The following is a 16,897-nucleotide window of genomic DNA, read 5'->3' on the forward strand; positions in this document are numbered from 1 at the left end:
AGTGAGTTATAATATATTAAGGTATTGATAAAAAAGGTGTTAATAATGAAATCTATGTCCAATGTAGACATTTATACAATAAGTGATGAATTAAATAATTTATTAAGTGGTGCTAGAGTAGATAAATCATTCCAACCTACAAGTGATATTGTAGTAATGAGATTCCATGTTCCTGGAACTGGTAGAATCGATTTAGTAATGCAATGCGGTTCTAGAATACACACTAGCCAATATCCTCTTGAAAATCCAACTACACCACCGTCATTTCCAATGCTTTTAAGAAAAAGAATTAAAGGAGCACATGTTGAAAGCATTAAACAACATAATTTTGATCGTGTAATTGAAATTAAAGTTAAAAAGGATAAATATTACACAATAATTGTTGAATTATTTGATAAAGGAAATATAATTCTTTTAGATGATGAAAATAATATTATCCAACCATTAAAAAGAAAGCAATTAAGTGCAAGAGATATTAGTTCTAAAAAAGAATACAAATTCCCCGAAGAGCGAGGAATGAATCCTATCACAGTTACTGAAGAAGAATTAAAGGAATTATTTGAAAATACTGAAAGTGATGTTGTAAGAACACTTGCAATGAATGGACTTGGAAGCTTATATGCTGAGGAAATTATTCAAAGAGCTAATAATATCATTGATATAGATAAAAATACACCAACATCACAATTAAGTGATACTCAAGTTAAAGAAATCCATAGGAGTCTCAAGGAATTATTTGATAATCTTAAAAACGGATTAATTAAACCACAAATTGTGAAAAAAGATTCAAAAGAAGATGTTGTTCCATTAAATCTTGTTAAATATGCTGATTTTGAAAAAACTTCATATAATACTTTCAATGAAGCTTGTGATGAATTTTATTCTAAAAAAGTAAATAGTAGTATAAAAAATGTAAAAGAGGCAGCATGGAATAAAAAAGTAAGGAAGTTTGAAAAAAGATTAAATTTACAGCAAGAAACACTTGATAATTTTACAAAAACTATCGAAGAAAGTCAACATAAAGGAGAAGTAATCTATTCTAATTACTCCACAATTGAAAATATCATAAATGTTGTAAACACTGCATGGAGTAACAACTACTCATTCAAGGAAATTGGCAAAACACTTAAAAAAGCTAAAAAAGATGGAATGGCGGAAGCTCAAATTTATGAATCAATTGATAAAATGGGTGTTTTAATATTAAATATTGCTGATACAACATTAAATATAAATCCTAAATTAACAATTCCAGAAAATGCTGAAATATACTATGAAAAAGCTAAAAAAGCAAAAAGAAAAACAAAAGGTGCTCTAATAGCTATTGAAAATACTAAAAAACAACTTGAAGACATCAAGTCTAAAAAGGATATTGCAATGGAGCGTGTTGCAGTACCTAAAAAAAGAGTTAAAAAGAATTTGAAATGGTATGAAAAGCTTAGATGGTTTATTAGCTCTGATAATATATTAGTCATTGGTGGACGTGATGCTAACAGTAATGAAATGGTTGTTAAAAAATATTTAGAACCAAATGATATTTATCTACATGCAGATATACATGGTGCAAGTTCAACTGCAATAAAATTAAATGGCAATGAATTAAATGAAAATACCATTAAAGAATCTGGAGAGTTTGCAGCATCATTTTCATCTGCTTGGTCAATGGGATTCACAACACAAGACGTATATTGGGTTCATCCAGACCAAGTTACAAAAACACCAGAAGCAGGAGAATTTTTACCAAAAGGATCATTTGTAATAAGAGGCCATCGTAATTATATCAGAGGTGCAAGGGTAAAGTTAGCTATTGGAATTGTTGATTATGAAGGTAAAAGAATAATGGCAGGTCCAGTTGAATCACTTGAAGCACACTGTGATAATTATGTTGTATTAAAACCAGGATTTACAAAAAAAGAAGCAATAGCTAAAAAAATATTAAATAAAATTAATGAAGATGACTTATTAACACTTGACGATATTATACGAGTATTACCATCTGGAAAATGCGATATCGATGAAGAATATCATCTGAGAAAAAAATATGAGAAAAATTAATCCTGATAATCTTCAGGATCATATTCAAAATATTCATTAGGATTCATAACCACAACATCAATATTAGGATTAAATTGACTTACAAAATTAGCAAAAATTGCTGGATCTTGTTCTATTGGTGGAAATGTATTATAATGCATTGGAATAACCACTTTCGGATTCATCCACATAGAAGCTAATGCTGCTTCAAAAGGACCCATAGTAAATTTATCACCAATAGGCGCCATTACCACATCAGGTTTATATATTGAACCTATAATATCTTTCATATCACCAAATAATCCAGTATCACCACAATGATATATTTTAGTACCATCTTCAAAGGTTATTAAAAAGCTTGCAGCAGTTCCACCAGGAACTGTTTCCTCAACAATATCAATATCAGAAGAATGTTTAGCCTCAAGCATGGTGAATTTAATATTTCTATATATGAAAGAACCACCAATATTAACACTAATGTTTCTAATTCCTTGTTTAGCTAAGAAAAGTGAAATTTCATGAATACATGCAATAGGTGCATTAGTAGTATTTGAAATTTCTAAAGCATCACCAAAATGATCAGAATGCCCATGAGTGAGCAAAATAATATCCGGATTTAATTCTTCTACAGGAACTTGACAAGCAGGATTATTACTAATAAACGGATCTATTAAAATCCTAACATTATCATCACTAATTATTTCAAAGGCTGAATGACCTAACCATCTTATTTCCATTAATTAGACACCCCATTAGAACCTATAATAATATTTTCATCTAAATTAGATGCAATATTCCAAGTTTTTTCAAAACTAGCACGAATATTTGAAATAGAACTTCTATCGTCATATATTGCACCATATTCCATATCTCTTTGACCTTCAGAAATAATCATAGCATAAGAATCATCAGCGATTAAATTAGTTGTATGAACTTTAGGAACAGTCTTAATATGAACACCTTGTTTTAAAAGAGATGAAATTAAGAACATGTAAGATAAATCAGATGTATCAAATTCATCAATGATTACTCTTGAATAGCTTGTAGGAACATGAGATAAGAATCTATCAGACAATACTCTTAAAGAAGGAATTTCCAACATGATTTCTTTATTAACATGAACTGCTAATTGATCAAAAGCTTCCTGTGATGTTATTACATGATCATCATAGAGTATATGACTATTAAGTGATTTTGGTATAGGTAAACTTTCAGGGTCATTAATATCAATTTTAATATCTCTAGGTGGATTAACTTCGCGGGAAAATGCAGGAACAGTATCTTCTTTTTCAATTGGAGTTGGTTCTTCTAAAGCACGTTCAATTTCAGCAGATTTATCATTCTCAGCAATAAATGAAGGTGTTTCTTGTTCGAAATAATCAGATTGACGTTTTTTAGGAGCCCTAGTAACTTTTAATGGCCTTTCATAATTTGGAGTAAAAACTAATTTATCACCCAAATCCAATTCTTTTTCTTCCCTTGGAACTACTTTTAATACTTCATTAGAATTATCTTTAAAAGAACCATTATAATAATCTCTAGGAGTAGAATCAATATAATCTTCAATAACTAAATCTTCATATTCCCCATCATCAAAATCATTATAATCTTGACGAATTTTTAAAGGTCCTTCATTAGTGGAACTTTTCTTCTTAGAACCTGAATTCCTTTCTCCAGACTCTAAAAACTCTTTAATATTATTTACTGTCTTATTAGCATTAGATTCGACAAAAGAGTTGACAATTATAAATGCTCCAATGATTGCAATAAGTATACCAATAATTAATAAAATATCTAATAAATTATAGACCGTTGTCTCGTAAGCCAAAAGAACACCAATCACTAATAAAATAAAACCTGAAACTAATTTTAGTGTATTTCCCACGTTTTCACCCTTATAAATTTTTAATCACTCTATTTTTAACTATTATTATAATATCTAAATAACTATTTATAAATCTAATGGAAAAAAACACGAAAATAAATAGAAAACGACTAAAAAAAGAAATAAGTATTACTTTTTTATAATATAGTAATATTAATATAGTAAAAAATCTAATTTAATACTGGTGAAAAAACATGAAAAATATAAAACAACTCATCAAAGAAAATTCTGGACAAGGTGCAGCAGAATATATATTGCTTTTTGGAGGCGTACTTGTAATCGCACTACTTGCACTGACAATATATAGATCATATATGGAAACAAGTGATGTCAGCTTAAAAGCTAAAGATGATATACTCGATGTTAGAAACACCATACTCGACAACCGGACCCATGTTTAGAAAAAAAATTGACAACAGAGGACAAGGGAGTGCAGAATTACTATTAATCACAGGTGGTTTAATTGTTATTGTACTCCTTGTAGGAAGTTATATATCCAATATAACTGAAAAAACACAAACAAATATTCAAAATTTGTTAAAAACAGAAAGAGATTTTCTAATAAATAAAATATAAATAGAGAGTAAACCTCTCTATTTTCCAACTAAAGTTGAATTTAAGATTTCATTCCAAGATTCAGAATGGACATTTTCTAAATTCAAATTAGTTCTTGTTAAAATTCTAATATTCTGTGGACATGCTTTTACACAAGCCCCACATAAATTACAGAAAGATAAATCAGTTACAGATTTTCCATCAACAATTGAAACTGCATTACATGGACAAACATCCATACAAGCATGACAAGAATCACCTTTACAGATTTTTTCTTCACTTTCAACCAATTTTAATTTACCATCAAATGGTTTAGTTATATCAATTGCATCAACTGGACAAACTTCAGAACACCATGAGCAATATACACATGAATTATCCAAAATAATTACGTTTCCAGTAATTTCTGGAACTTTAATTTCATCTCTTAACATACAAGTAGAACAAATTTGCTTAATAGCATTTTCAGGGCAAACTCTTTTACAAACCCCACAGAAAATACATTTAGAAGTATCTACTTCAATAGAACTATTTAATTTACCATCAGAAGACGGAAGATTTTTGATTGTAATTGCCTCAACAGGACACATATCTGCACAAAAAGAACAATATATACAATCATCCTTATTTATATCAATTTCCCCTCTAACTAAATCTGTAGGACTTGGGAGGTTCCTTTCAAAAATTATTGCATCACTAGGACATGCATTGTGACATTTACCACAGTATATACATTCCTCATCATCAACAATAGTTCCCTTATTCCAGTCAGGATAAGAATCAAAGTTCTTAATATCCTCACCATCAATAAACAAATGTAATGCATCAAACGGACAAGCAACTGAACATAATCCACAGAACACACATGAATCTTCTTTAACAGAAACTAAATCCATTTCAATTAATCCACGAGCCACTGGAACTACAGGCCCTAATCTTAAAGAAGAAGTTGGACAAACATCTGCACAAATTCCACAACCAACACAATAATCATCCTTATATGATAAATTACGGTGTTCCTCACCATTTCTTTCTATATTAAACATTTTATCACTCATGCTTTAGATATAGCTTGATTTGGACAGTTTTGAATACAAAGATCACAATCATCACAATTTTCAGGGACAATACATACATCACCATCTTTTTCTATGATTGCACCTTGCTCACAAAGCTTAATACACAATCCTTGTACAGGACAATCTTGAATATGTCCACATAAATCAGAATCAATTTTTACTGCCATATAATCACCTCAAAAATATACATAAAATAATTTATGTAATTAATTATTTATCGAATTGTATTAATAAACATATCGATATTTTCTGGATTATTCAACAACATTTCCCTCTTGATTAATCTCCCCCCGCCTAATTCGTGTGGAAGATATGGGAATTCCATCATAAGCTAGCACAAAACTTACTATGACAATATCGAGAGGCTTCATACCTTTAGAAACTCTAATTTCATTAATTTCAACTGCAGTAGGCTCAGTCTCCTCACTAACAATAATAGCTTCAAAATCATCATCATATATTGTAGTCCCATATGGATCATTTAACGGAATTACAACAAAATCTGATTTATCGGAAAAAAAAGCCTTAAGATTATTCATTCTCACTTTACAAGAATCAATATCTCCTTTTAATCCACCAAAAGCATCAGAAGTAACGCCAATCTCCACATGGTTACCTAATTCAAAAGCAGTCAATAATAATTTTTTGTGCCCATCATGAAATTTATCAAAAGTTCCACCAACAGCCACTTTACTATATTTCTTAGATTTCATAATATTGTCCTAATAGTTTGCTAAATAACTATTTATTAAAACTATTATAAAAATAATAGTAATACAAAAAAAGAAATTTTAAAAAAAAAATAAAAAAAAGTTAATTAGAATGGGAGACTAGAATAGTATCCATTAAGTCTATAAGACTTAGTATTCCAATTAGCTATTTTTCCTAACGAGTTTCTAGAACTTGTTGCATCCGCAACTGTCCAAACACCATTAATTAATACTTGAGTCCAAACATGCCCATAAGTACTTCCACTAGTAAATGTACATGATCCATGAACATATCTAGCTTCAATATTTGCAGTTCTAAACATAGCTACAAGTAAATGGGAATGATCAACACAATTTCCAGACTTAGCACTTAATGTGCCGACAGCACCATGTTTTGTATCATAATAGAAAGCATATGAAATTGTATCTCTTACATAGTTGAAAATTGCAGTTGCTTTAGCCTTTGTAGTTTTTAATCCTTTAGTCAATGAATCAACTATTTTTTTAATTTTAGAATTATCAACTTGACAATTAGCTGATGCAGCTAAGTAAGCTTTTAAGTTTGAAATAGTATTCTTAGAATTCAAACCACTATCTGAACTAGTTGAACTAATTGATTTTATTTCCACATATGAGGGTAATCTATTATCATCACCATAAAATGAAACAACACGAGCAAAAGCATAAACTAAACTTTTATAACCAATAGTTCCAACTTTAGAACTAACAGTATTAGGAACACTACCTTTAGAGTCAGCAGTTTTCACTACACTTTTTGCAACAGAAAGATAATCATATAAATTACCATTAGCATATGTTGATGAAGGACTACTTGGACCACCAACATTTTTAATAGGTATTGCAGATTTAATATTAGATTTTAAATTTACAATAGCCTTTGAAGCTAAATACAAATATTGATTAGTTGAATAAGTAATTCCTCCAATGTTAACTGTAGCAGGTAATCTATGGTTTTTCTGAATAAAGTTCTGTACATTTTCAGATGATTTAATAATTTGACTAAGAGTTACTGCATCAATAACAGATATTTTAGATGAACCTGAATAAGATCCATGTGAATATTTAATAGTGTGAGTACCTTTAGATAAAACACCTAAATTTACTTTAGCAATACCAGATGAACTAGTTGTTGCTGTGTATTTTTTACCATCTAAAGTAAAACTAACCTTAGTATTCTTAATTGGATTATTCTTGTAATCCAATAATTTTAGTGAATAAGATACCTTCTCACCAACTGGAATATTAAGATTTTCACCTACAAATTTAGTTCCTTTAACTGATATATATTTAGATATAGTACTATGTTTATAATAACTATTGGAAATACTTGTTTTAACTGAATAATAACCAATACTCAATCCAATTGCTTGCTTAGCTACTCCTTTTGAATCAGTAGTATGAGTATAAGTTTTTCCGTTGATTAAGAAATTAACTTTAACATTTTTAAGAGCTTTACCGAATTTGTCTTTTACAACAACTGTATAATCAGAACCATCTTTATAATTCATTACTAAATTCCCTGCTGATACTGTAGCAGTTTGTTTAGAAATAACAATTTTATTTGATCCAGAACAATAATCGAAAGAACTCGGAGTTAAATACTGATATTTAATTGTATAAGTACCCGGTTTTACTGTAGGAACAGTTAAATAAGCCATACCTTTTGAATTAGTTTTTACAGTATAAGTTTTTCCATTAAATGTTAATTTTACGTTTTTATTAGTTAAAACTTTACCATTATTTGTTAATTTAACCGCAAATTTAGATCCATCATTATATTGCATATTCAATTTTGAAGATGTAATTTTTGTAGTAGGATTTTTAACATATAACTTTCCAGATTCAGATGATCCTGAATAATATTTATCTCCTGCAAATGAATAACTAATAGAATAAGTACCTTTAGAAAGAGCAGGAAGAGACAAAGTAGCTTTCCCCTCTGAATTAGTCTTAACTGTTACTTTTTTATTATTATATTTGAATATTATATTCTTATTTTCAATTAAAATACCATTTTTGGATTTTAAAGTTACAGTAAATGAATATTTTTTATTAGGAACAATATATGTAGCGGTTGATCCATGAGTTAAAGTTGTACCATCTTTTAAGGAAATACAATTATTAGACAATTTTTCACCAGAATATGGATTAATTGTAGTAATAACATATTTTCCAGGTGCTAAATTAACTGGTAACTTAGCAATTCCATTTTTATCAGTAGTTTTAGTATAGGTTATCCCATTAACTTTAAATGATACTTTTGTATTTGCTAATGCATCATAATTTTTCCAAAATTTTACTGAATATTGGACAACAGGCCCATAATATTTAGTAATATCACTTCCACTTACAGATGATAATACTTTGACTTTCTTTGAAAGAGATACATCTGCATAATTAGAATTACCAGAATATTTGATTGCAGCAGTGTATGATCCTATAGCCAAAGCCTTAGTTTTAACTGATGCAATACCATATTTATCGGTAATAGCAGTGTAAGTCACTCCATTAACTTTAAAAGAAATTTTTTGATTACTTATAGGATTACCATTAGCATCCTTCAGAATTACTTTAAAATATGTAGCGGATTTTGAATAATGAGTATCAACTACATCAATTTTGGTAGATACTTTTTTAGGATTAGCAGATAATTTATCACCTTTAAAAACAGGTGCAACCTTACTATAAGTAACATTATTATCATCTATCTCACTGTAATTAGAAGACTGAACATTTCCAGAATTATTCTCATAGCTACTTAAAACATCACTATTAGAATAATTGTTCAAATTATCATCATGAGAATTAACTAAATTAGTCTTTGAGATAGAATCCTCGTTAGAAACTTCTAATTTATTTTCAACAGATAATGAATTCACATTATCAGTCACTAAATTTGAATCTTCTGTATTTGAAGCATTATCTAATTCTGTTGCACTAACTGCTCCTAAAAATAAAAAGAACATTAACACAATAGATATAAATAAAGCTCTATTTTTTATCGATATTTTTCCACCTCTTGGTTCTCATTACGAAAATTTTATACTAAAAAATGAGTATACTAAATTATATAGTATTTCATAATGAGTAGATAAACATATATAATTTAATATTATATAAATGTTTTTAAAACTTTAAAAACTTAAAAACTCATTTAAATCGTGTAAATTAACTAAAATAAACTAAAAATATCTATAAATTTAAAATAAAAGAATAAATAAACGTAAATGAAGAAATATAAGATTAAATATCTTAAATTTAATTTAAATTTTTAACAATTAGATGAAAAATAAAATTTAAATTTAGGAGAGCATTATATTAAAAATAAGAAAAAATTAATATATTTTGATTATCTTTAAGGATTTATAGTCCTAATTAAAAAAAATTAATCAATCATTAATTGTCAAATTAAAAATAAAGAATTTTCCTAATAAAAAGAGAATTCTTCAAAAAATAAAAAAATAGATGATTGTATGTTATATGAAAAAAATATCTTTCAAAAAAATATCAAAAACATAGATATTCACATGGGATTAGCTTATCCAAATATTTACAAAACCGCAATGTCTTCATTAGGATATAATATTTTATACAATCAAATTAATGAACGTGAGGATACTTGGTGTGAACGAATAATCTTTCCAAACACTAAATCAATAGAATCAAATACTGATAGTAAGTATTTTGATATTATAAGCTTTACTATCCAATTTGAAGAAGATTATTTTAATGTATTAAAGATGCTTCAAGATGCTGAAATACCATTAAAAAGAAAAGATAGAGATAAAAGTTATCCTTTAATAATTGCAGGTGGACCCTGTGTAACTGCAAACCCCATGCCATTATCAGATTACATTGATCTTTTTGTAATTGGTGAGGGTGAATTTATTATTGACAAGATTATAGACACCTATCAAGAACATGGAAAAAATTTAGAAAAATATCTTGACTTACCAGGAGTTTATATTCCAAAATATAACAACAAAACAAAAATAAATATTATACCAAATATGGATGATATTTATCACATTATAAAACCTATTGTAAGTAAAAGTGATTATGAAGATTACCAAACAGTTTTTAATAATTCCATAATGTTAAATGTTTCACGAGGATGTACAAGAGGATGTAGATTTTGTATGTCTGGATATTTATATCGACCTACTAGGCAAACCGATTATCAAAAGTTAATTGACATTGCAATTAAAAATCGTGACTATACTGGATTGAATAAAATTACATTAATTGGAGCTGCAGTTTCAGATTATAATAATCTAGAAAATTTAATTAGTGGTTTAGAAAAAGAGGGTTTCCAAATTTCAACACCTTCATTAAGAATTGAGTCAGTAACAAAAGAAACATTAAAATCCTTAAAAAAAAGTGGCTTAAAAACTATTACTCTTGCACCAGAATCAACTGAAAAATTAAGAAAAGTGATAAATAAAGAAATCTTAGAAGAAAAGATTTTTACAGTAATAAAAAATGCAATTGAACTTGACTTTAAAATTAAGTTATATTTCTTAATTGGAATACCTGGAGAAACTATGGATGACATTAAGGAACTTTGCAATTATATGAAAAAAATTGCAGACATGCATAAAAGTGTTAAAAATGTAAAATTTAGCATAAATCCACTTATTCCAAAATCACACACTCCCCTACAATGGGAACCTTATGATTTTAAGGATATTAAAAAGAAAACTAGATATATTAATAAAGAAATGAGAAGATATAATGTTAATTGCGAAAGTCCTAAAAAAGGACTAGTTCAATATATATTGTCTTGTGGAAATAGAGACATTGGTGCAATTATTGAAAAATCTTTAACAAAGCAACCTACATTAAAAGAATGGAAAGAACTACTACCAAAATATGATATTAACGATGAATTACCTTGGGATAATATTGATGTTGGAGTAGATAAAAGATTTTTAAAAATAGAAAACAAACGATTGAAAAATCTAAAGCAAACCCCCTGGTGTGAAACAAGTCCATGCTATAATTGTGGAGCTTGCGAAAAATAATTCTTAGAAAAAAATTAATTTACTATAAATAATATATTTAATAAAAAAGAGGTAAAAATTATGATTAATCCGGCAGATAGAACCAAATCAATTGAATTATCATTAATAAGAAAAATGTTTGAAGTAACAAATCCTAATGCAATAAACTTAGGAATTGGAGAACCAGATTTTGATGTCCCAGAAAATATCAAAAATGCAATGAAAAAATCAATTGATGAAAATGACACTCATTACACACCAAATAAAGGATATATTGAATTAAGAGAAGAAATTTCTAAAAAATTTAAAAAAGATAACGACATAAACACTAACCCTGAAGACATTATTGTTACAGTAGGAGCTAGTGAAGGTTTATACATGTGTACACAGGCTTTTATTGAAAAAGGAGATGAAGTAATAGTTCCAAATCCAAGTTTTCTTTCTTATGAAGCATGTGTGAAATTAGCTGAAGGAAATGTAACACCAGTTGACTGTAAAATGGAAAATGAATTTAAATTAAAAGCAGAAGATGTTCAAGAAAAAATAACTAATAAAACAAAAGCAATAATTTTAAATTCACCCTCAAATCCAACAGGTGCAGTAATGAATAAAGAAGATATAAAATCAATTGCAGATTTATCCATGGATAAAAACTTCTTAATAATCTCTGATGAAATATATGAAAAAATTATTTATGGCAAAAAAAATTATTCACCTGCAAAATACAGTGATAATGTAATTACCTTAAATGGATTTTCAAAAACATATGCAATGACAGGTCTTAGAATAGGTTATTTAGCTACTACTAACGAGAATTATACTGAACAATTGCTTAAAATACACCAATATAACATTGCATGTGCCAATACAACAGCCCAAAGAGGAGCATACGAAGCACTAAAAGGTCCACAAGATGAAGTTAAAAAAATGGTTAGTGAATTCCAAAAAAGACGTGATTTAATTGTTAGCCGTCTAAATGAAATGGGATATGAAACTGCGAATGTAGATGGTGCATTTTATGTATTCCCAAAAATTGAAGATAAAAATTTTGTCATGAAAGCTGCTGAAGCAGGAGTAATAACTGTCCCTGGAATTGCATTTGGATCAAACGGTAATAACCATGTGCGTATGTCTTATGCAAATTCATATGAAAACATTGAAAAAGCAATGAACATTTTAGAAGAGCGTGTAATAAATGGATGAATTTCGAGACAAATATGGTAAAAAAGCAGCTGCAATAGGAATAATTGCAAATGTCATTTTAACCATTTTTAATCTCATTGTAGGAATAATATCTGGAAGTTATGCTTTAATCTCAGAAGGAGGGCATACTTTATCTGATATTGCAACATCAATAATCGCATTTATTGGGTTTAAAATTGGCCAAAAACCAGCAGATAAAGAACACCCGCTTGGTCATGGACGTGCCGAAGCAATAAGTGGATTAGTAATCATGTTATTTTTAGCTATGGTTGCTTATGAAATTATGAGTGGAGCTATTGAAAAAATATTCCATCCTTCAGGAATTACCTCCCCAGATATTTATGCAGCTGGAATGGCTGTTTTTGGAATATTTATTAATTATATTATAAGTGAATACATAATCAAACTAGGTAAACAGATTAACAGTCCCGCAATCATAGCTGATGGACAACACCAAAGAACAGATATATTCTCATCAGTTGCAATATTAATAGGAATAATTGTATCAAACTTAGGTTACCCGATATTAGATCCAATTATTGGTTTATTTATTGGATTTTTAATTTTAAAAACAGCATATAATATTGGTAAAGAAAACATTGACAACATCATGGGGAAAATTCCATCAGAAAAATTTGTTAATAAAATTAAGAAAGTAGCAAATGAAAGTAATGAATATGCTAACAACGCACATGATATAAAAGTAGATTATTTAGGTTCCTATGCAACAGTAACATTACATATTGAGATTGATGGAAACATGACTCTAAGCGAATCTCATAAAATTGTACATGAAGTTCAAAATAATATTATTAAAAAAATCCCCACTATAAAATATATAACTGTTCATGCATGTCCTTCAGGATTAAATTATAATCATAACCAAGAAATAGATGAATAATAAAAACGCCGGGACCGGGATTTGAACCCGGGTGGTCATAAGACCATCGGATTAGCAGTCCGACGCCGTACCAGGCTGGGCCATCCCGACAATAATAACAAAACAAATATAATAAATTATATGTTTAAACTTATTTATAAAGTTAATTATTTTTTATTAAAAAAGGCATGTCTAAGAGTGGACTAATCTCAAAAATATAAGTGATCTAAAAAATCCAACTCCGCCCCGGGATTCTACAAGCATTGTATGTTAACAGTAAAGCTGCTCCCTTCCGGGCCTGACCCATTTCCATATCAAAAATGACTAATTTTTACCCTCCAGTAAAAATTTCATCACCACCAATCCTGTAGGACGAGGTTTCTGCGTTGTTTTTAATAGGCTCATATTCTCTTAAAAAGCCGCCTCTTAGACTTCAACTGCACCAAAGGGGGTATGTGCTTACAGAGGACCCCTAACCCTCCAGTCTAGCCATATAAATATATGATTTTAATATTATATAAATGTTAGTAAAAAAATTGAAAATTAAAAAATATTTAATAAAAAAATTACTTTAACAAAGCCCAAAAAAATAGATGAATTTAAAAAAAATAAAATAAATAGATTGAATTAGAATATTTCTTGAATGATATCCCCATCAGAAATAATACCCACCAATTTCCCATCTTCAACAACAGGAAGCTGATTTAATATTCCTGAAGAAACATTATCCTTCATTATCTTAACTGCCTCTTCAATAGTACTATCTGGAGAAACAGTGACAACAGGAGAAATCATTATTTCTTTAACACTAGTACCTAATTCATATTTATCTAAAATTAAATTATGACCTACATCAGTTGCTGTGATAATTCCAATTAATTCACCATTCTCAACAACTGGAAGAGAACTAATTTTATTTTCCATTAACTTTTCAAATGCAAAGACTACATCAACATCCGAAGTAATACTTAATACCTCAGATGTCATTATTTCACTAACTTTCTTATTTAACATCATTAACACCTACAAATTTCTCTAAAATATCAGATACCATGATATTAATTGTTTCATTAATATCAAGATTATTAATTATATGGGAATCATAAAATTCTGCTTGTTCAAGTAAAAAATCTTGAATTTTCCTAATTGAATCAAAATTATCCATATAATCCTCAAGAGATCGTTTTACCCAAGGCTGACTACATCTCAAATAAAAACGTTGCTTATGTAACTCTTCATCATCAACAGATAATGAAAACATGATAATATTATTATTTTCCATCAAATCTTCATTAATAAATCCTGGAATAATATGCACTCCTTCGATAATAATACTAATACCTTCTTTAATAGATCTCTCAATAATTGCTTCTACTCCTAAATTAACAACTTCAGCTTGAGTAATAAAACCTTCAATAATTTTATCCATTTTAACAGAATGAATTTTTATACTTTTATAAGCATCATAACTAGACTTATGAATTACTGGACTTAATTCATTAGAAACAATTTTACGCATTACTTCACGAATCATATCAGTACTTATAATATTCTTCAATCTTAATCTACTTGCTAATTCAAATGCCATTGAAGAAGTACCTACTCCCGATGCTCCACCAATAAGAATAATTAATGGTTTTTTAGAGTTCCTAAGTAATCTCAGATTCTTATATTTTTCTGCAATTTTTGGATTAACTCTATTCAAGTGATCTAATACAATATCTGCTAATTCATCACGAGAAATCATAACTAACCCCTTTTTGATTAATTCATCCTCTATTTCACTAGCTAACTCATATGCTCTTTGAGGTCCAATATATGAAATATTGAGTGAACGAGAGATGATGCCCTTAGAAAAAGGTTCTCTGTATTCTTCACCATCAACATAACTAGTAACCCAAATCATAAAAATCACATTATAGTTATTAGATTAATGTTAAATAAAAGTTTTTATTTGAATTTCTAAGAAAAAAATGAAATTACAGTAACTACATAAAAACATGTAAAAAATAAAAAAAGAGAGAATAAGTAAATTATTCATCTAAAGAAATAATACTTATGTCATAATTTGAACCATCTTTAATATCAATTAAGACAGCCCCATTATCTTTAAGCATACCTGGATTTGCTACATCAGTAATTGTTCCAATTTTACTAAGTGATTTAGCTTCATGTATATGACCACAAAGATTGATTTCAGGTTCAAATTCATGAATAGATTTTAAAATTCCAGAACTACCAACATGTTCACCATTAGCAACTCTGTCAGCTTCAGTATTAAATGGTGGTGCATGAGTAGCTAAAATTTTAATCTTAGGAACTTCAGAATTGTATACATAATCATAATTTGCTAATAAATCATAAACTGATCTATAAATATGATCATCATCTGTCTCACCAGGAGTGTCAAATGGAGTTGGGTTAGAACCTCCATAACCAAATAATATTGCATCACCATATGCAACAATATTATTGTGAAGACAAAATGCTACATTATTAATAGAATTACATATTCCATTTGGATCACAATTACCTGGAATAGCAATTACATCAACATCATACTCATATATTTTATTAATAAATGTTTCTACAAAATCTAAAGGACCAAAATCAGTAATATCTCCAAGAATTAAAACTAAATCAATATCATTATTACTTAAATAAGTATATAAATTTTCATTTTCTTCGCCGTGAATATCACTTATTGCTAAAATTTTTGTCATTAAACTCACCTAATCATTTAAAAAGAAATATCCTACTTCTTTTAAACCAGCTTTGAGGTCTTCTTGATCTCCATGTAATTGAATAGTTACATCATCATCAAATTCAATGATTAAACCATTCCATTCTGCAATTTCTTGAACTCTTTCTTCTGCTAAAGGAACTTTTAAATTGACTCTACCAGTAGTTAAACCAGGAGGAGTATTTACTAAGAATTTTGACCTAGATTTAGCAAATTCAAATACTTTTTCACCTTTCATAGCTCTTTTTAATAAATCAAGCCAATAATCAACATATTCCTCATCATTTTCTTCTTCAGCAATACTTAAAAGAGTTCCTTGAATCTTATTTAAAGTCATTTCCGCTTTAGCTAAACCATTGATCAATTCAGGATGGGAAGGATCTCTTTTATATGAACTAATTGAAGATCTAATTAATCCCATCCCAGGGTTAATTCCTTTAGGTATTTCATAACCTTTTTTTGTTAAATCTATTATAAGATGTTGAAGAACTAACCAATTTTGTTCAGATGGTAAACTCATAAATGTCCACCTATAATTTTTAGAGTAGTATGATTAATTTTAGCATCTGCTTCCTTTAATTCAGCTTCAATTTCTGAAATATTTGAATAAGCATCTAAAAATAAAACATGATGAGTAGAAGTACCAGCAATATTTAAAATAGCCATTTCATCACTAGGTTTAAGTTCTCTTTTATCGATAGTTGCTTTAAATTGAACATAAGGTTCATATTCTTCTGGAAGGTCAGAATATTTGAATATTCCATCTAATGTTGCTACAAACATAATT

General features: G+C 28.5%; 17 protein-coding genes, 1 tRNA gene and 1 other RNA gene. 6 read left to right on the plus strand and 13 right to left on the minus strand.

All coding sequences use genetic code 11. From position 1 onward, the window contains the following. Positions 1 to 45 precede the first annotated feature (45 nt). Positions 46 to 2,052, plus strand: a complete 2,007-nt coding sequence (gene rqcH / locus ACI389_RS00095) for a ribosome rescue protein RqcH (RefSeq protein ID WP_439779532.1) — start codon at positions 46 to 48, stop codon at positions 2,050 to 2,052. Here rqcH and ACI389_RS00100 read toward each other — a convergent pair. Both ACI389_RS00100 and ACI389_RS00105 read right to left on the minus strand, forming a co-directional pair. After that, entirely contained in the window at positions 2,049 to 2,768 is a 720-nt protein-coding gene (locus tag ACI389_RS00100) for a metal-dependent hydrolase (protein ID WP_439779533.1), read from the minus strand. The two genes, rqcH and ACI389_RS00100, sit on opposite strands and share 4 nt — an antisense overlap. After that, entirely contained in the window at positions 2,768 to 3,916 is a 1,149-nt protein-coding gene (locus ACI389_RS00105; protein ID WP_439779534.1) for a hypothetical protein, read from the minus strand. The genes ACI389_RS00100 and ACI389_RS00105 overlap by 1 nt, the downstream gene beginning before the upstream one ends. A gap of 194 nt (positions 3,917 to 4,110) precedes the next feature. Here ACI389_RS00105 and ACI389_RS00110 point away from each other — a divergent pair, with 194 nt between their 5' ends. Together ACI389_RS00110 and ACI389_RS00115 are read left to right on the plus strand one after the other, a co-directional pair. Beyond that, positions 4,111 to 4,317, plus strand: coding sequence for a class III signal peptide-containing protein (locus ACI389_RS00110; RefSeq protein ID WP_439779535.1), 207 nt, complete (start codon positions 4,111 to 4,113; stop codon positions 4,315 to 4,317). After that, positions 4,277 to 4,492 carry a class III signal peptide-containing protein gene (locus ACI389_RS00115; RefSeq protein ID WP_439779536.1) on the plus strand — a complete coding sequence of 72 codons (216 nt, stop codon included), beginning with the start codon at positions 4,277 to 4,279 and terminating at the stop codon, positions 4,490 to 4,492. The genes ACI389_RS00110 and ACI389_RS00115 overlap by 41 nt, the downstream gene beginning before the upstream one ends. Before the next feature lie 17 nt (positions 4,493 to 4,509). Here ACI389_RS00115 and fwdF read toward each other — a convergent pair whose 3' ends face one another. The 4 genes from fwdF to ACI389_RS00135 all read right to left on the minus strand — a co-directional run bounded on the left by fwdF (position 4,510) and on the right by ACI389_RS00135 (position 9,247). After that, the gene (gene fwdF, locus ACI389_RS00120) at positions 4,510 to 5,517 is read right to left on the minus strand and encodes a tungsten-dependent formylmethanofuran dehydrogenase subunit FwdF (protein WP_439779537.1); all 1,008 of its coding nucleotides are present in this window, start codon (positions 5,515 to 5,517) and stop codon (positions 4,510 to 4,512) included. 8 nt (positions 5,518 to 5,525) lie between these two features. Beyond that, positions 5,526 to 5,717 carry a ferredoxin gene (locus ACI389_RS00125; RefSeq protein ID WP_432644923.1) on the minus strand — a complete coding sequence of 64 codons (192 nt, stop codon included), beginning with the start codon at positions 5,715 to 5,717 and terminating at the stop codon, positions 5,526 to 5,528. Positions 5,718 to 5,804: 87 nt separating this feature from the next. Beyond that, the gene (locus ACI389_RS00130; RefSeq protein ID WP_439779538.1) at positions 5,805 to 6,263 is read right to left on the minus strand and encodes a phosphopantetheine adenylyltransferase; all 459 of its coding nucleotides are present in this window, start codon (positions 6,261 to 6,263) and stop codon (positions 5,805 to 5,807) included. Positions 6,264 to 6,367: 104 nt separating this feature from the next. Continuing rightward, positions 6,368 to 9,247: an Ig-like domain repeat protein gene (locus ACI389_RS00135; protein WP_439779539.1), complete on the minus strand. Its 2,880-nt coding sequence runs from the start codon at positions 9,245 to 9,247 to the stop codon at positions 6,368 to 6,370. A 507-nt stretch (positions 9,248 to 9,754) separates the two neighbouring features. On the opposite strand from ACI389_RS00135, the gene ACI389_RS00140 reads away from it, so the two are divergent. The 3 genes from ACI389_RS00140 to ACI389_RS00150 are packed head-to-tail and all read left to right on the plus strand — an operon-like array spanning position 9,755 to position 13,388. Continuing rightward, positions 9,755 to 11,305, plus strand: a complete 1,551-nt coding sequence (locus tag ACI389_RS00140) for a radical SAM protein (protein WP_439779540.1) — start codon at positions 9,755 to 9,757, stop codon at positions 11,303 to 11,305. Positions 11,306 to 11,365: 60 nt separating this feature from the next. Next, a complete protein-coding gene (locus ACI389_RS00145; RefSeq protein WP_439779541.1) occupies positions 11,366 to 12,487 on the plus strand; it encodes a pyridoxal phosphate-dependent aminotransferase in 1,122 nt (373 codons plus the stop codon). Beyond that, positions 12,480 to 13,388: a cation diffusion facilitator family transporter gene (locus tag ACI389_RS00150; RefSeq protein WP_439779542.1), complete on the plus strand. Its 909-nt coding sequence runs from the start codon at positions 12,480 to 12,482 to the stop codon at positions 13,386 to 13,388. The genes ACI389_RS00145 and ACI389_RS00150 overlap by 8 nt, the downstream gene beginning before the upstream one ends. A gap of 6 nt (positions 13,389 to 13,394) precedes the next feature. On the opposite strand, the gene ACI389_RS00155 is transcribed toward ACI389_RS00150, so the two are convergent. The 7 genes from ACI389_RS00155 to ACI389_RS00185 form a co-directional block, all read right to left on the minus strand. Beyond that, positions 13,395 to 13,478: transfer RNA gene (locus tag ACI389_RS00155), tRNA-Ser, on the minus strand. A gap of 69 nt (positions 13,479 to 13,547) precedes the next feature. Continuing rightward, positions 13,548 to 13,863: signal recognition particle sRNA (gene ffs, locus ACI389_RS00160), an RNA gene on the minus strand. Positions 13,864 to 13,994: 131 nt separating this feature from the next. Then, positions 13,995 to 14,384, minus strand: coding sequence for a CBS domain-containing protein (locus ACI389_RS00165; protein WP_439779543.1), 390 nt, complete (start codon positions 14,382 to 14,384; stop codon positions 13,995 to 13,997). Then, a complete protein-coding gene (locus ACI389_RS00170) occupies positions 14,371 to 15,273 on the minus strand; it encodes a 2-phosphoglycerate kinase (protein WP_439779544.1) in 903 nt (300 codons plus the stop codon). The genes ACI389_RS00165 and ACI389_RS00170 overlap by 14 nt, the downstream gene beginning before the upstream one ends. Positions 15,274 to 15,400: 127 nt before the next feature. Beyond that, complete coding sequence (locus ACI389_RS00175; protein WP_439779545.1) at positions 15,401 to 16,090, minus strand: metallophosphoesterase family protein; 690 nt, start codon at positions 16,088 to 16,090, stop codon at positions 15,401 to 15,403. A gap of 9 nt (positions 16,091 to 16,099) precedes the next feature. Then, positions 16,100 to 16,630, minus strand: coding sequence for a DUF2096 domain-containing protein (locus ACI389_RS00180; RefSeq protein ID WP_439779546.1), 531 nt, complete (start codon positions 16,628 to 16,630; stop codon positions 16,100 to 16,102). Next, complete coding sequence (locus ACI389_RS00185) at positions 16,627 to 16,893, minus strand: DUF749 domain-containing protein (protein WP_439779547.1); 267 nt, start codon at positions 16,891 to 16,893, stop codon at positions 16,627 to 16,629. Before ACI389_RS00185 ends, ACI389_RS00180 begins: the two co-directional genes overlap by 4 nt. Positions 16,894 to 16,897: the final 4 nt, after the last annotated feature.

The sequence above is a fragment of the Methanobrevibacter sp. genome (assembly GCF_051877095.1).
Classification (GTDB): domain Archaea; phylum Methanobacteriota; class Methanobacteria; order Methanobacteriales; family Methanobacteriaceae; genus Methanocatella.

What these genes read in the sequence shown, in the direction of transcription:
- ACI389_RS00110 (WP_439779535.1), top strand. Translation starts at nt 4,111, where the DNA reads ATGAAAAATATAAAACAACTCATCAAAGAAAATTCTGGACAAGGTGCA.
- fwdF (WP_439779537.1), bottom strand. Translation starts at nt 5,517, where the DNA reads ATGTTTAATATAGAAAGAAATGGTGAGGAACACCGTAATTTATCATAT.
- ACI389_RS00165 (WP_439779543.1), bottom strand. Translation starts at nt 14,384, where the DNA reads ATGATGTTAAATAAGAAAGTTAGTGAAATAATGACATCTGAGGTATTA.
- ACI389_RS00140 (WP_439779540.1), top strand. Translation starts at nt 9,755, where the DNA reads ATGTTATATGAAAAAAATATCTTTCAAAAAAATATCAAAAACATAGAT.
- ACI389_RS00180 (WP_439779546.1), bottom strand. Translation starts at nt 16,630, where the DNA reads ATGAGTTTACCATCTGAACAAAATTGGTTAGTTCTTCAACATCTTATA.
- ACI389_RS00100 (WP_439779533.1), bottom strand. Translation starts at nt 2,768, where the DNA reads ATGGAAATAAGATGGTTAGGTCATTCAGCCTTTGAAATAATTAGTGAT.
- ACI389_RS00150 (WP_439779542.1), top strand. Translation starts at nt 12,480, where the DNA reads ATGGATGAATTTCGAGACAAATATGGTAAAAAAGCAGCTGCAATAGGA.
- ACI389_RS00130 (WP_439779538.1), bottom strand. Translation starts at nt 6,263, where the DNA reads ATGAAATCTAAGAAATATAGTAAAGTGGCTGTTGGTGGAACTTTTGAT.
- ACI389_RS00115 (WP_439779536.1), top strand. Translation starts at nt 4,277, where the DNA reads ATGTTAGAAACACCATACTCGACAACCGGACCCATGTTTAGAAAAAAA.
- ACI389_RS00135 (WP_439779539.1), bottom strand. Translation starts at nt 9,247, where the DNA reads ATGTTCTTTTTATTTTTAGGAGCAGTTAGTGCAACAGAATTAGATAAT.
- rqcH (WP_439779532.1), top strand. Translation starts at nt 46, where the DNA reads ATGAAATCTATGTCCAATGTAGACATTTATACAATAAGTGATGAATTA.
- ACI389_RS00145 (WP_439779541.1), top strand. Translation starts at nt 11,366, where the DNA reads ATGATTAATCCGGCAGATAGAACCAAATCAATTGAATTATCATTAATA.
- ACI389_RS00170 (WP_439779544.1), bottom strand. Translation starts at nt 15,273, where the DNA reads ATGATTTGGGTTACTAGTTATGTTGATGGTGAAGAATACAGAGAACCT.
- ACI389_RS00185 (WP_439779547.1), bottom strand. Translation starts at nt 16,893, where the DNA reads ATGTTTGTAGCAACATTAGATGGAATATTCAAATATTCTGACCTTCCA.
- ACI389_RS00125 (WP_432644923.1), bottom strand. Translation starts at nt 5,717, where the DNA reads ATGGCAGTAAAAATTGATTCTGATTTATGTGGACATATTCAAGATTGT.
- ACI389_RS00175 (WP_439779545.1), bottom strand. Translation starts at nt 16,090, where the DNA reads ATGACAAAAATTTTAGCAATAAGTGATATTCACGGCGAAGAAAATGAA.